Origin of the sequence: Bradyrhizobium dasycarpum (genome assembly GCF_042019905.1) — a bacterium.
Taxonomy (GTDB): domain Bacteria; phylum Pseudomonadota; class Alphaproteobacteria; order Rhizobiales; family Xanthobacteraceae; genus Bradyrhizobium; species Bradyrhizobium japonicum_B.
Window position 1 is genome coordinate 3,427,293 of sequence record NZ_CP169574.1, and the last position, 14,580, is coordinate 3,441,872.

A 14,580-nucleotide genomic window follows, 5' to 3' on the forward strand; every position below is an offset into this window, starting at 1 on the left:
CGGATCAGGGAGGAGACACGTGAATCCAACGAGATTTGGACTGCCGGTCGCGGCCGGCTTTGCAGCAACGTTGCTGGCTGCGACGCTGATGTCGGGCGCCGCCATGGCGCAGCTATCCGACGACGTCGTCAAGATCGGCGTGCTCACCGACATGAACGGCCCGGCCTCGGCGCCGACCGGTCAGGGTTCGGTGACGGCGGCGCAGATGGCGATCGACGATTTCGGCGGCACCGTGCTCGGCAAGCCGATCAGCGTCGTGGTCGGCGATCATCAGCTCAAGGCCGACATCGGCGCCTCGCTGGCGCGGCGCTGGTTCGACGTCGAGCAGGTCGACCTGATCGTCGACGTGCCGGTCTCGGCGGTCGGGCTCGCGGTGCAGAACATCGCCAACGAGAAGAAGCGGCTGTTCATCACCCACTCCACCGGCACCGCCGACTTCCACGGCAAGTTCTGCTCGCCTTACGCGATCCAGTGGGTGTTCGACACCCGCGCGCTCGCGGTCGGCACCGCCGACGCAGTGGTCAAGCGCGGCGGCGACAGCTGGTTCTTCATCACCGACGATTACGCCTTCGGCCATTCGCTGGAGCGCGACGCCTCCGCGGTCGTCACCGCCAATGGCGGCAAGGTGCTGGGCTCGGTGCGGCCGCCGCTGGCAACGCCGGACCTCTCCTCCTTCGTGCTGCAGGCGCAGGCCTCCAAGGCCAAGATCATCGGCATCGCCGCGGGTCCCCCCAACAACATGAACGAGATCAAGACCGGCTCGGAGTTCGGCGTGTTCAAGGGCGGCCAGCAGATGGCGGCGCTGCTGGCGCTGATCACCGACATCCACGGCCTCGGCCTGCAGGCGGCGCAAGGCCTGCTCCTGACCACCTCGTTCTACTGGGACATGGACGACAAGACCCGCGCATGGTCGAAGCGCTACTTCGCCAAGATGAACAAGATGCCGTCGATGTGGCAGGCCGGCGTCTATTCCAGCGTGATGCACTATCTCAACGCCATCAAGGAGACCGGCAGCGACGATCCGCTCAAGGTCGCCGCCAAGATGCGCGAGAAGCCGATCGAGGATTTCTTCGCCCGCAACGGCCGCTTACGCGAGGACAATCTGATGGTGCACGACCTCTGGCTGGTGCAGGTGAAGACGCCGGAGGAGAGCAAATATCCGTGGGACTATTACAAGATCCTGACCACGATCTCCGGCGACAAGGCGTTCGGCCCGCCGGACCCGGCGTGCCCGCTGGTGAAGAAGTGACGATCGCTTAAAGCGATCGTCATCCCGGGACGGTGCGAAGCACCGAACCTGATCTCGAGATCCGGGTTCGGTCCTGCGGACCGTCCCGGAATGACGACCGACTAAGCGACCGTCATTTCACCACCCCGATCTCGCGATAATACCTCATCACGCCGGGATGGATCAGCTCCATCTTCGGCGCGGCGGCGACGGTGTTCGACGCCGTGGTCTCGCAGGCCTGGGCGAGCTTCTTGCAGAACCTGGCTTCAACGCCGTGCAGCGTCCTCGCCAGGCGATACGCAATATCATCAGGCAAGTCTTCGCGCGTGAGGACAAAACTCCAAGAGCCGAGCGACGCGATCGGCGCGTCCTGCTTCGGATAGCTGTTCGCCGGCACCAGCAGCGGCTTCAGGAACGAATGCTTGGCGCGGATGCGCGTCATCTCCTCGACATCAGGCGCGATGAAGCGCGCGCCCGCGGCGCTCGACGCGACCGCGGCAAAGCCGGGCCAGCCGATGCCGGCGCCCCACAGCGCGGCGACGCGGCCATCCTCGACCATCGCCGGGCCGTCGCCGGCGCGGTCGAGATAGACGGCCTTGAAGTCCTCGTCCTGCTTCAGGCCGATGCCGTCGAGCACGTAGCGCGCCAGGATCGGCAGGCCCGAGCCCCTGGCGCCGAACGCGACAGGCTGGCCGACGAGATCGCGGATCGTCCTGTAGGGGCTGTCCGCGCGCACCACGAATAGGCCGGGATTGGAATAGATCGCGGTGAGGATCTTCAGGCGCACGGGCGCGCGGCCGATGCCGGCGAAGGCCTCATAGGCCGGCTCGCCCGCGACCAGCGCGAGATCGAGCTCGCCCTTCTCCAGCAGCGGGATGTTTTCGCTGCTGCCCTTGGTGTTGCGCGGCGCGATCAAGATGCGCGGATCGGCCGCGTTCATCACCTCGGCGAAGGCATTGCCATAGAGCGGAAAGCCGCCGCCTGGCGTGGCGGTGCCGAGGCTGAGTGTCGGGGTCGGAATGGCCGTGGCTCCGGTTTGAGCGGCAACCGGGCTCGAGAGCAGCGCCGCGCTGACGAGGATGATCGCGAATCGCATGGTCGTTCCTCAAAGGCCCGCGTCAACAGCGACTTGCGGCGATGTAGGCAGCGGCCCGATTTTGTGAAAGCATGCCGCCAAGGACAATAGAACAATGGGGAGATGTCATGTTGCGAATTTTGCGTAACGGTTTGTTGGGGCTTGCAGTCCTCTTAGGTCTTTTTCAGCACCACACCTCCCGCCTCCGCCGCCTATCCCGACCGCCCCGTGCACTGGCTGATCGGATTTTCCGCCGGCGGCCCGGTCGACATCGTGGCGCGGATCATGGCGCAGTGGCTGTCGGAGCGGCTCGGCCAGCAGGTCATCGTCGAGAACCGCACCGGCTCCGGCGGCAACATCGCCGCCGCCGCCGCGATCAGCTCGCCGCCGGACGGCTACACGCTGCTGTTCGTCGCGCCCAACAACGCGATCTCGACCTCGCTGTACAAGAAGCTGCCGTTCGACTTCCTGCGCGACACCGTGCCGGTCGCCAGCATCATGCAGCTCACCAACATGCTGGTCGTGTCCAACGCGTTCCCGGCCAAGACGGTCCAGGAGTTCGTCGACTATTGCAAGGCCAATCCCGGCAAGATCTCCTTTGCCTCGTCCGGCAACGGCACCTCGGTGCACATGTCGGCCGAGCTGTTCAAGGTGCTGACCAAGTGCGACATGGTGCACGTGCCGTATCGCGGCTCGGCGGTCGCCTTCCCCGACATCATCTCCAACAAGGTGCAGCTGATCTTCGACAACCTGCCTTCGGCCATGGAGCAGGTGAAGGGCGGCAACGTGCGCGCGCTGGGCGTGACCTCGCCGCAGCGCTGGCCGAGCGTGCCCGACGTGCCCGCGATCGCCGAGACCGTGCCGGGCTTCGAATCGGTCGGCTTCTACGGCATCTCCGCGCCGAAGGGCACGCCGCCCGAGGTGATCGAGATCCTCAACAAGGCCGTCGGCGAAGCGCTAAAGGACCCCAAGCTGGTGGCCAAGCTGGCCGAGACCGGCGGCATCCCCAAGCCGATGACGCCCGCCGAGTTCGGCAAGCTGGTCGCCGACGAGACCGCGAAGTGGCGCAAGGTGGTGGAGTTCGCCGGCGTCTCGGTGGATTAGCGAAGGACACGGCGGCACCGCCGGCACGACACCGGGAGGGGCTCAGGAGAGCCCCTCCCCTTAAAAGTCGCGAAACAACCCCATGCACAGTAGACGAGGTCAGTGATTTCAATGGGTTAGCGGACCCGAAAAGGGAGCCTTCAGGAGGTGGTTTTGCTTCGTCGGGCAAAACAGGGGTATACAGGCATCATCGCCGATTTCGGTTATTTGAAAACCACCGGCGATGCCGTTCTGGCGATACCATCCGCCCGGGTCAGCATTGCACCCCCGCCGCCATCCCTGTAAACGAACCGCGCACCGTTGCCGGCCGCGACCAAAGCGAGCCGCCGCGCGGCGGGGCCTGTAGCTCAATGGTTAGAGCCGGCCGCTCATAACGGTCTGGTTGCAGGTTCGAGTCCTGCCGGGCCCACCAGTGAAATCAATTGCTTGTTGGGCGATCAGGTCACACGGCGCTGGATTGACAACCGGCTGGCCTGACTGTCCTCCCCTGACAGGAGTAACCATTTTATTTGGGTAGCCGATAAATAAGCGCCCGTTTGAAGCTCCTGGGGCTTGAACGAAGTCAAGGCACCGGGCCACAATGTTGGGTTGAAGATAGCGGGCGACGGGAGAGTCTTGGCCCTCGCCTTTTTGGGGGGCCCAGTACGTGAGTTACAAACCAAGTTCATTGTTTAGGTTGATCGAAGACATTAATCGAACCATTTTCCTTCCGCATATCCAGCGTCCCTTTGTCTGGGAAGAGGATCAGATGCTACGGCTGTTCGACAGCCTCATGCGCAATTATCCAATCCAAACATTTCTGTTCTGGCGCACTAAGGACGAGATCAAAGCACGCAAATTCATGGAGAAGGTCGAGTGGGACGCCGACCTCAGCGACTTCTACGATCCGGGCAAGAGCAAGAAGGATGTCGAGAAGGTTTTCGTTCTGGACGGCCAGCAGCGTTTGCAGACGCTTTACGCGCTATTTTGCGGCGCAATAATCTCCGTCGATAATCGAAGGGCCGAAGCTTACTTCGACATCACGAGCGGAATGGTCCCGGATGACCGTGGCCTGCTACATCGCGTCCAATTCTCGGCCGAGCCACTTCAACTCCCTTGGTATCGCGTTGCCGATGCGATCACTAGGGACGGACAGAGGAACTCAGAGGAAGTCGCCGACCGCATCAACACTTCCATGGACAACCTGAACGCCACGGCTCCGCCCGATGGGCGGGAAACGCCTCCGCAGGCGAGGGAGCGGGAGAAGCGCGTACGGCGGAACTCTGGCCAGTTACTCTCGCTGCTTCGAGAAGAGAAGCACTTTTGGATTCAAGAACTCGACGGCGTTGCGAACGAGTACCCGTACGACAGGATTCTCGACATCTTCGTTCGCGTAAACTCGGGCGGGACCAAGCTCGACGCGTCCGATCTCATGTTTGCCGCCATGAAAGAGGCTTGGTCGGACATCGAAGAGGTGATCGAGCAGACGACCGAGATGCTGAACGGCACCAATTTGCAATTCGACAAGACGTTCCCTTTAAAATGTCTGCTCGTGGCACACGGTCGCGGCGCGGAAGCATCGCCCGAAAAATTCACCGGGCCCGACGGCGATGCGTTAATGACCGCCATAAACACGAACTGGACGAAGGCAGAGCAAGCATTTCAGGAACTGCGGGACTTTCTAAAGAATGACCTCAAGATCTACGCCGACAAGGTCATTCGAAGCTACAACAGCTTCATTCCAATGTTTGACTTCCTGTATCACAATCCAAAACCCAATGAGGCGACCCGCACACTGCTGAAGGCCTACCATTACAAAGCACAGCTATTTGGTTGGTATTCGCAAGGCACAGATACGGTCGTGAATTCACTTCATACAATCGTTGGCAAACCGAGCGCGGCCGGATTTCCGATGACGGAGGTTAAAGAGTATTTCCGAAAGCGAGGATCAGCGACGGAGCTGACGCGAGCGCATATGAATGAGACACGCTTGCGTTTCATCCTATTGAACCAAATTTACGTGGACCAAATGGGCGCATCGCCCTTCGACGTGAAATTCAAGGGGAACGACCCGCATGTCGATCATATCTATCCGCAGAGCATGCTGAGATCGAAGATGGGTTTGTTGAGCGCGGACATCAATCATCTCGGCAATCTTCGTTTTATGGGCGCGACGGACAACATCCGTAAGCGCGCCGAACTGCCATCGGACTATTTCTCGCGAATGAAATCAGCAAGCATGGACATCACCAAGCACCTTCTCTTGCCTGAATATGCCAGCGATCCAAAGAAGCTCGCGTTCGATATCGCGTCGTATAAGCAGTTCAGAGATCGTCGCTTCGAGCGCATGTGGGACATCTTGTCCAGCACAACGAACCCAGAAGTCACGTGATCGACGAGACCTCTTGCAGGAGCACCAGCCTTCCGGAATGCGTTTCGTGAGTTTGGATATTCTTGAATTGCAATAAACACGCTCCTTCTTCGAGAAACTAAGCCTCGCGGACAACTATTGGACTGGGTCGATAAACCGGCGCCGCTCGGGGACAGACCAGCTGCGGCATTCCGAAAGGCGACAGATTTTACAAGTTGGTTAAGCGATGATAGACACACAACTTTACGGCGATTCTCATCGAGCACGTTAAGAATGACTGCGAAGACAAAATCTGAGCGCCTTCGTAGGCTGATATCGCACGGATATTTCGCCCCAGAGCTACCACCATGCTTCGTGTCGGAAGATCTCGCACGGAATCGAAAATCAATCATCCACGGCATAGAGGCTCTCCCTCCTGTGCGAAACAAACCCGCATTTTATCGCTTCACAACAGAGCCGAGCTGGTTCTACTTTCCTAGATACGGCAAAGACGATCGCAGGCACGGCGTCCCAAATCCTATCTCCTATCTTTTGTTAGCCAAGGTCATTGCCGACAACTATGTTGACCTCAGAAAGAAGGCAAAGAAGTCGGGAATTTCTGCATCTCCGCCTGTTTTTGACTGGAGTGGACCCCGCGCGCTTATGCGCTCAAGCATTGACCTGCGCGACGACTTCCGTGTCGACCTATCATCTCGACGTGAAGAATTTGTCTCAGCCGACATTCGAGCCTTCTTCCATTCAATATACACCCACGCGATTCCGTGGGCAATTTATGGGAAGCCTTGGTCGAAAGCTCATCGCGACCCCGCAGACTACGGCAACCTCATTGATCTTCTTTGCCGAAATAGTCAGGATGGTCAGACGATCGGCCTACCCGTGGGCCCCGACACCTCCAGGTTAATAGTCGAAGTCGTAGCGTCGGCTATTGACACCCAACTTCGGGAAAAACTTAAGATTTCGAGTCGAGATGCATCTCGATACATCGACGATTACACCATTAGTAGTGCCGACGATCAGTCTGGGGAAAGCTTGATTGCAGCACTCCGTCAATCAGCAGCACAATTCGAGCTCGAGCTAAACAGCGAAAAATCGGCTATCTATCCGACATCTTTCCGACACGACACCGGTTGGAAGCAGGCTGTGCGTGCTCAGATCCCAAGAGGCAGTCCAAGCTATTCCGCCATTCAGCAATTCTTCTACGAGATCGGGCGAATCTGTATCGCCCACCCAGATATAAACGTTGAGAAATTCGCGTTGCAGAATGCTCGATCGGCGCTTGTTCGCGCCGACGGCTGGAAGGGCATCCAGAGTAGTCTAATAAGTGCCTATCGAAGAAACTCCAGCCTTATATCCTTCCTCGTCGAGGTGCTCATTCTTAGGCAAGTCGAGCACAACGACGTTGAAATTGGAAACGTGAAGGATTTTATCGAACATCGTATCCCGGTGCTTGCGCAGGCCAACCGAACCGGAGAGATCATCTGGCTTCTCTTTCTTGCGATCAGACTTAACATTAATCTGCCGGCGAGCCGGCTTGCCAGGCTGTTCGAGATGGAGAACTCCATGGTGGCATTGCTGGTCGCGTGCGCCAACTCGCGTCAACTAGTCCAAGGTTCGATAGATTTCCAGCATTGGGACCGCTCATTGAACAGGGACGGGCTGAGAGGACCGATGTGGCTGTACGCTTATGAAAGCGTCGTTGGAGAAATCAACTCACGCACAAATGCGGCCTTCATAGAACAGGACCCATTCTTCTCGTTGCTTCTCGACAAGAAGGTTCGCTTCTTGGCCGTCGAGACAGGGTTCACTTCCATTACGACAACTCTACGGAGCTTGAGGGGCGACAATGACCGTATGAGGCGGCTGAGAGCAGACTTCATCGAAGATTTCGATCTGTCTGTTGATGAATTCGACGATGAGGAGGGGAGTTAGAAGAGAGCGAAGACCTCTATTGAGTCGAGGCGTGTCATGCGATTAGCTTAGCCCTTTGATACGGTCCGGTTGCAGGTTCGAGTCCTGCCGGCCCCACCATCGTGAAATCAACAACTTGCCTGACCGGGCGCTTACTTGTCGTCTCGCCGCCCACAGAAGCGCGTTCACGAAAATCAACGGACGTGAATGGAGGCGAGTGAGTTTGCGTGAACGGATAGGTGGTCAAGACGGTCTTCTTGCCGAGGCAGCTGGCTCCGCAGTGTTACTCTGGAAGCCCCGCCATCCTCAGACCTTCATAGAAGCGATTGCGCTCCTGCCAGAACGTGGGGTTGCGCGAGGATTCCGACGCTTTCAGGCTGCTCACCGTGTGGCCGGGAATACGCTTCTGGTATTCGGTCAGATTGTTCCTGGCTTGCTCGCCGCGACCGTGCAGGGCATCGATCGCCGCCCGCCATTGCCAAGCAAAGCCGTTTTCGGGACTACTGATCGTTGCCTGACGCATGTGCGCGTAGGCAGCTTCATCATGATGAAGGTGAAATTCAGCCATCCCCAAGGTGAAGTAGCCAAGGCTCACCTGTTCAGCATCGATTGGATCAAGACGGAGCGATAGCATGACCGGGGCGGCTACTTCTGCTGGACGGCCCTGTTGCAGCCTCAAGAAACCCAGCCGTTGCAGCGCCCGCGGTTGATTCGGATAGAGTGATAGCACGCGCTGAATCGCCTGCTCCGCATCGTCGATCCGACCTTGCGCGGATAACACCAAGCTTCGCACGTAGTTTGCGCGGGGATCGTTAGGTTGCATCGCCAATGAACGCTCGATCGCTTGCGCGGCGAGCGCGGTCTGCATGTCCGGTGCCTTGCTCCAGCGCGCCAGCACTTCGGTGATGTGACTAAGGGCAAGTCCCGCCAGCGCAGAGGCCGAATCGGGGTCTATCTGCAACGCCTGCTCGAACAGGGCCCGCGCCCGCTGCGGCTCTTCTCGTGTATGGATGCGCTTCAGCAGACGCCAGCCGTGCAGCGTGGGATCGATAGCGGCAAACTTGCGCCCGTCGTAGGGCCGGTCGAAAGGCGTCTCGACCTCGTCAATGCGCACTTTCAGCTCGTTGGCGATACGCGGCGTGATGTCGCGGCGCCAATTCCATCCGGCTTGTTCGGCATAGTCGAACCTACCCGACCACAACAGCGCCCCAGTGGCGCTCGCCTGCAGCTTCAGCACGATCGAGACAGCTTCTCCCTGCCGCTCCAAGCTGCCGCCCAAAACGTAGGCGACCGCCAGTCGGCGGCCGATGCTCTGTGCATCATTATCGGAGCCGGCCGGCGACTGCCCTGCTGGATATCCGATCACGAGTGTGTCTGGCAGGCGGGACACTTCGATGGTGAGATCCTCAGTAACGGCCTCGGCGAGGACAGCTGCGCTGTCACCGCCGATACCTGCAAGCGGCAAAATCGTGATCGTGTTCTTGCTGACGAGGGCGCCGTCTTGTCCACGGTGCAGAAGCCCGAACCAGAGCGCTCCTGCAAGCGCAGCAATACATATGGTCACGAACGCAAGCAGCCACGGAAGTGATCCGCGACGCGGCGCCCCCTGCGCCGCCGAGCCGAGCGAGTTGAGGGCACCCGCACCCTGTCCGCCCCCCTCATCGAGGGGCAGCGTGTCGACGGCAAGCGCGTCCAGCAAGTAACCACGGCGAGGCACGGTCTTGATCAGGCGTTGATCGCTGTCTCCGAGCGCGGCTCGCAGTTCGCTGATGCACTGAACCAGAGAATCGTCGGTTACCGCGACATCGGACCAAACGGCTTCAATGAGCTGATCCTTGGTTAGAAGCTGACCGGGATGACGGGCGAGGTAAACCAAGAGCGCAAAGCTCTTCGGGCGCAAGGCTACCACGGCGCCCCTAACGCGCAATTCGCCACGGCCCGGGTCAACATCAAAGCCATCAAAGTGAAGACCGCCACGGGCAGTCGGGGCCGGCTTGTCGCCACCAGCCGCGTTTGGCTTCGTTTTCGTGCCAATTTCGGCGTTCATTCGGCGCTCTTTCGGGTGTCGTGGCGCCAACGCGCCTAGCCTCCCCCAACCGCACAGAACCGCGGCCATGCCGACGTCGTGCTGGTCCGCAATGCTAGTCCAAATCGGACGCGGCGGGAATGGCGCGCCGAAACGGCCCGGAGGAGCCAACCATGACGATGAACCGACGATTCCTTCTAGGGGCAGCCGCCAGCACCGTCGCGACCATGACCATGAAACCGCCCACCCGGGCTTTCGGCCAAGAGCCCGCCCGTTCGCCCATTTCCGAGCAGCGCCTGGACTACGCTGACGTGAGCGCGTTGCGGTCGCTGCTCGACGCACGCAAGGTTTCGGCGACCGAATTGGTGGAGCAGGCGGTTGGCCGGATCGAAGCCCTCGATTCCCGTATCAATGCCGTTGTCGTGCGCGATTTCGAACGCGCCCGGGCGGCTGCGCGCGAGGCCGATGCCGCGCTGATGCGCGGCGAACGCCGACCATTGCTCGGAATACCTATGACGGTCAAAGAATCCTTCAATGTCGGGGGATTGCCGACCACCTGGGGGCTACCGACGGGTCGCGACTGGCGGGCAGCTGAAGACGCCGTTGCAGTCGCCCGCCTCAAGGCAGCAGGCGCAGTGATCCTGGGCAAGACCAACCTCGCCACCGCGATTGCCGACTGGCAATGCTTCAACCCGATCTACGGAAAGACCAACAACCCCTGGGACCTCGAGCGCACGCCGGGAGGCTCATCCGGCGGATCGGCGGCCGCGCTTGCCGCCGGCTATGTGCCGCTGGAACTCGGCTCGGATCTCAGCGCTTCGCTGCGAGCGCCCGCGCATTTGTGCGGCGTCTTTGCCCACAAGCCGACGTCCAACCTGGTCCCGCAGCGAGGGCACGCGCCGCCCCGATCCCCTCCGCTGGCAACCGATCTCACCAGCGGATTGGGCGTTTGCGGGCCGATGGCGCGAACCGCCGCCGATCTCTCAACTGCGCTCGACGTGATCGCGGGCCCGGATGAATACGAAGCGAAAGCCTATCGCCTTTCACTTCCGGCACCGCGGCATGGGGCGCTGAAAGACTTCCGCATTCTCGTGCTCCACAGTCATCCTCTGCTGCCGGTGGCCAGCGAGATACGCGCCGCCCTTGATCAACTTGCGAATTGGCTGGCGAGGGCAGGAGCAAAAGTCGCGCGGTCCAGCTCGCTGCTGCCTGATTTCGCCGAATCGGCACGCCTGCATACCCGTATGGTGAGAAACTTCGCAGCGTTCGGCCGGCCTCCGGAATTCTTCAAGATGATTCAGGAGAATGTCTCTGCGCTGAAGCCTGACGACGACAGCCTGAAGGCATGGCGAATGCGCGCGCCGCTGCTCAGCCACCACCAGTGGATGGCTGCGGAGATCGCGCGGGCCCGCCTTCGCCAGCAATGGGCCGGTCTGTTCAAGGAATTCGACGTGGTTCTGTGTCCGCCATTTTCTGTGGTCGCGTTCCCGCACGACCAGAAGCCGGAACAGGAAGATCGAACGATCGATATCGACGGCGAAACTCACCCCTATTTGTCGCTGATCGTCTGGGGGACCCTCGCGACGCCTCCGGGCCTGCCCGCCACCGTGATGCCGATCGGCCGCTCCAAGGCAGGGCTTCCCATTGGCGTGCAGATCATCGGCCCGTTATTCGAGGACCGCACCCCACTTGCCTTCGCCCAACTGCTCGAAAGGGAATACGGAGGATTTGCAAGGCCGCCCGAAATTCCGCTTTGATCTACAGGTCCCACAAAAGTGGGGTTCCGCGAAGTGATTGTCTCGCTCGTCAAGCTGACGACACCGTGCAACTACCCGCCCCGGGGCCGGCGTGTACCGCACAAGCTGATTGAATTAGAGCTGAGCTCGTAGCCGCCGCGCCGGTTGCCCGTGGCTCGCATTCTTCACAGCCCTCCGGAACACGTGGACAAGCCAAGCCCTGCGCACCCGGAATCCCTGCCCGTGCTAACGCGCGGAACGATTTGGCGGCGGCCCGGATTCGTCGCATGCGCGGGGACGCGCGGTCGCGCTTGCGCGGCAGCATCCACCGGACGGCGTCTCCGCCGATCAAGCGGTCGTAGAGATCAACGATGTGCTTGCTTCGATCGGCGTGGTCATTCGACTTGGCGCTACGTTTCTCCGCCGGGATCCGACCATCCGGATCCATTTTCAGATACTCACCGCGATCGGTGGTGAAAGCCGTGGTGCTGCGTAACACCAGGCGTTGTCTCATAAGCCCTGTTGGGCCCAAACACGGGAGCCGCGCCGCCAGGGCGTTCCAGGCCCATTCTGCCTGCTGGAGTCAGCTCGCAGTCGTTCAACACATCCCGATCGGGATATTGCGCCTGAAACAAACTCGGATATTGAGTCGCCCACAATGGGCACTGGGCGCTTGCAGAGCTTATCGCGCCAATCGACATAGTCGCTGCAATAACAAAGATCCTGAGTCCAGTCATGGTCGTGCTCCGAACGGCTGTTGTTCTTGTGCGGAGCATTCGCGCTGGCTCGAATCGGCTGCTCTGTTGCGGGCGTTTCCTTCGCGTTTCTTGGATGAACATGAGGTGGGTATGCGCTCGGGAAAAACACGCGGTGAACAATCACGGCTGCGCGAATGGCATGCTCACCATTGCGTGACACACATCCGCATCCCCGCATATCCAAGGTCGTGTCACATCGGACACATTCGCCAAAGTCGCTCCAGCATCGGCTTCTGATGCAGAAGCCGTGCGAGATCGAATATGATCAACCAGTTGTGCCGGGTTTGCAGATTCTCACGAACTTGACCGTTTCCGATACGTCACATGCGCCGTCGCGAACGGGATGCCCGCGCGCCCGGCGCTTCCGCGCACGATGCAGGCACGATCATCGATCGCATAGAACCAATCATCGAAGTTCAGCTTGAACGACTTGCCATCGCCCTGGGGCGTGTCGCGCGTGTACTTCCAGTGGAATGCACAACCGGCCTGCTCGCCGGCGGCTTCACCTTCCAGGCGATTTTCATGACCGGTGTACTGACCTTCGCCCAACTTGTGAATCGTCCAGCGCAGCGTGTCGCTGTGGCCGTCATCGAAGGTGTAGGTTTCTGTCAGGACGACAGTATCGGTGTCCGCGTCGAGCTCGCCATGAGCATTGATCGACGCGCGCTTCAGAAGCCCACCGACGAGACTCTCAACCACCGCCCATCCTTCCAGGCGGCCGACGAAGAACTGCTCAGGGAGAAACACCGGCGTGGTGCCAGCGAACGCATCAATGGCCATGGCGAGTCCTCCGAACCGATGGCGACACAAGTCGCCTCGCGGCGCCTGGTTCCTCAAGGCGAACCTCCTAGCTCCGCCGAGTGCCTGCAACGCATGCAGACCCGCGGCGCACCGCGCGCTCCCCTTCCATGGGAATACGGGGACAAAGCCCAGCCCTGTGGTTCGGGAATCCCTGCTCCGTGCTAACGCGCGGAACGATTTGGCGGCGCCCCGGATTCGTCCCGCAGGAGTGATCTCGAATGCTGATGACAAGGGAACGACGGCCGGCGACCCGGACCTTGCGGGGCTGGGCCACCCACGTGCTGCAGGAGGCCGGCGCGATCTGCGAATGCGAGGAGCATGGCTGGGCCAGGGACCGTGCCGACCCGCATGCGCGGGGACGCGCGGTCGCGCTTGCGCGGCAGCATCCACCGGACGGCGTCTCCGCCGATCAAGCCGTCGCGGAGATCAACGATGTCCTCGATTCGATCGGCGATACCTGTCCGGAGTGCCCTGACGAAAGCCTTTGAGGCCTGCGGCGAGGCGCTTCGCGCACCAGGTGGCATAGGGCGTGGTCCTGGCCATGTGCCGATCCGTCCGGCGTCGCCGGATGCTTCATGCCGATTTCCGCCGCGCCCCTGAGGCCTGCTTCTTCGCGGACGATTCCTTGGCAGCGGCCGCCTTCTTGCCCGCGATCGGCATCAGCATCTCCTTCTGGCCGGTCGCCGCCTTCTTCGGCTTCTTGGCGGGTTTGTCCGCCTTGGCGGGCGTGGCCTCCGGCCTAACCTCTTTCCGGGCCTCCTTGCCGACGCTGCGCCGCAGCGCCTCCATGAGGTCGACGACGTTCTCGCCCTTCGGCCGCTCCTTGGGCCGGATCACCTTGCCGGCGCGCTTTTCGTTGATCAGCTCGATCAGCGCGGTCTCGTAATGGTCCTCGAACTTCTCCGGCTCGAAGCGTCCGGCCTTCTGGTTGACGATGTGCCGGGCGAGATCGAGCATGTCCTTGGTGACTTTCACGTCCTGGATGTCGTCGAAATAGTCCTGCTCGCTGCGCACCTCGTAGGGGTAGCGCAACAGGGTGCCGACGAGGCCCTTGTCCATCGGCTCCAGCGCGATGATGTGCTCGCGGTTGGTCAGCACCACGCGCCCGATCGCGACCTTGTCCATCTCGCGGATGGTCTCGCGGATCACCGCGAAGGCGTCGTGGCCGACCTTGCCGTCGGGCCGGATGTAATAGGGGCGGATCAAATAGCGCGGATCGATGTCCGACCGGGCGACGAACTCGTCGATCTCGATGGTGCGCGTGGACTCCAGCGCGATCTCCTCGAGCTCTTCCTTGGACACCTCGATGTACTGACCCTTGTCCAGCTCATAGCCCTTTACGATGTCCTCGTTCGGCACCTCGTCGCCGGTCTCGGCGTCGACCTTCAGGTACTTGACGCGGTGGCCGGTCTGCCGGTTGAGCTGATTGAACGAGATCTTCTCGCTCTCGGACGTGGCCGGATAGAGCGCCACGGGACAGGTGACGAGGGACAGTCTCAGGAAGCCTTTCCAGTTGGCGCGCGGGGCCATGTACGCAGAACTCCGGTTCGAGGCGACACGGATTCAAGACGAACGGCGGTCCTGGGTTCCGACA

General features: G+C 60.8%; 9 protein-coding genes, 1 tRNA gene and 1 pseudogene. 7 read left to right on the top strand and 4 right to left on the bottom strand.

What is annotated here, in order from left to right; all coding sequences use genetic code 11:
* Window positions 1–19: 19 nt before the first annotated feature.
* Window positions 20–1,249 carry an ABC transporter substrate-binding protein gene (locus tag ACETMP_RS16530; protein WP_375161763.1) on the top strand — a complete coding sequence of 410 codons (1,230 nt, stop codon included), beginning with the start codon at window positions 20–22 and terminating at the stop codon, window positions 1,247–1,249.
* A 112-nt stretch (window positions 1,250–1,361) separates the two neighbouring features.
* Here ACETMP_RS16530 and ACETMP_RS16535 read toward each other — a convergent pair whose 3' ends face one another.
* Window positions 1,362–2,324: a TAXI family TRAP transporter solute-binding subunit gene (locus ACETMP_RS16535; RefSeq protein ID WP_375161764.1), complete on the bottom strand. Its 963-nt coding sequence runs from the start codon at window positions 2,322–2,324 to the stop codon at window positions 1,362–1,364.
* Between the two features lie 107 nt (window positions 2,325–2,431).
* On the opposite strand from ACETMP_RS16535, the pseudogene ACETMP_RS16540 reads away from it, so the two are divergent.
* The 4 genes and pseudogenes from ACETMP_RS16540 (at window position 2,432) to ACETMP_RS16555 (ending at window position 7,686) form a co-directional block, all read left to right on the top strand.
* A pseudogene (locus tag ACETMP_RS16540) lies at window positions 2,432–3,407 on the top strand (Bug family tripartite tricarboxylate transporter substrate binding protein).
* Between the two features lie 336 nt (window positions 3,408–3,743).
* Window positions 3,744–3,819, top strand: a tRNA-Ile gene (locus tag ACETMP_RS16545).
* 234 nt (window positions 3,820–4,053) lie between these two features.
* Entirely contained in the window at window positions 4,054–5,778 is a 1,725-nt protein-coding gene (locus ACETMP_RS16550) for a DUF262 domain-containing protein (protein ID WP_375161765.1), read from the top strand.
* A 333-nt stretch (window positions 5,779–6,111) separates the two neighbouring features.
* Window positions 6,112–7,686 carry an RNA-directed DNA polymerase gene (locus ACETMP_RS16555; RefSeq protein WP_375161766.1) on the top strand — a complete coding sequence of 525 codons (1,575 nt, stop codon included), beginning with the start codon at window positions 6,112–6,114 and terminating at the stop codon, window positions 7,684–7,686.
* 262 nt (window positions 7,687–7,948) lie between these two features.
* Here the strand turns inward: ACETMP_RS16555 and ACETMP_RS16560 are convergent, their stop codons facing one another.
* A complete protein-coding gene (locus ACETMP_RS16560; RefSeq protein ID WP_375161767.1) occupies window positions 7,949–9,712 on the bottom strand; it encodes a winged helix-turn-helix domain-containing tetratricopeptide repeat protein in 1,764 nt (587 codons plus the stop codon).
* A gap of 152 nt (window positions 9,713–9,864) precedes the next feature.
* Between ACETMP_RS16560 and ACETMP_RS16565 the strand changes: the two genes are divergently transcribed.
* The gene (locus tag ACETMP_RS16565; RefSeq protein ID WP_375161768.1) at window positions 9,865–11,448 is read left to right on the top strand and encodes an amidase; all 1,584 of its coding nucleotides are present in this window, start codon (window positions 9,865–9,867) and stop codon (window positions 11,446–11,448) included.
* 1,031 nt (window positions 11,449–12,479) lie between these two features.
* Here ACETMP_RS16565 and ACETMP_RS16570 read toward each other — a convergent pair.
* Entirely contained in the window at window positions 12,480–12,965 is a 486-nt protein-coding gene (locus ACETMP_RS16570) for a DUF3833 family protein (protein ID WP_375161769.1), read from the bottom strand.
* 239 nt (window positions 12,966–13,204) lie between these two features.
* Between ACETMP_RS16570 and ACETMP_RS16575 the strand changes: the two genes are divergently transcribed.
* Complete coding sequence (locus ACETMP_RS16575) at window positions 13,205–13,474, top strand: hypothetical protein (RefSeq protein WP_375161770.1); 270 nt, start codon at window positions 13,205–13,207, stop codon at window positions 13,472–13,474.
* Window positions 13,475–13,559: 85 nt separating this feature from the next.
* Here the strand turns inward: ACETMP_RS16575 and ACETMP_RS16580 are convergent, their stop codons facing one another.
* Entirely contained in the window at window positions 13,560–14,516 is a 957-nt protein-coding gene (locus ACETMP_RS16580) for a Ku protein (RefSeq protein ID WP_375161771.1), read from the bottom strand.
* Window positions 14,517–14,580 lie beyond the last annotated feature (64 nt).

Coding starts and splice junctions, on each gene's coding strand:
- ACETMP_RS16535 (WP_375161764.1), bottom strand. CDS start 2,324: ATGCGATTCGCGATCATCCTCGTCAGCGCGGCGCTGCTCTCGAGCCCG.
- ACETMP_RS16560 (WP_375161767.1), bottom strand. CDS start 9,712: ATGAACGCCGAAATTGGCACGAAAACGAAGCCAAACGCGGCTGGTGGC.
- ACETMP_RS16565 (WP_375161768.1), top strand. CDS start 9,865: ATGACGATGAACCGACGATTCCTTCTAGGGGCAGCCGCCAGCACCGTC.
- ACETMP_RS16570 (WP_375161769.1), bottom strand. CDS start 12,965: ATGGCCATTGATGCGTTCGCTGGCACCACGCCGGTGTTTCTCCCTGAG.
- ACETMP_RS16575 (WP_375161770.1), top strand. CDS start 13,205: ATGCTGATGACAAGGGAACGACGGCCGGCGACCCGGACCTTGCGGGGC.
- ACETMP_RS16580 (WP_375161771.1), bottom strand. CDS start 14,516: ATGGCCCCGCGCGCCAACTGGAAAGGCTTCCTGAGACTGTCCCTCGTC.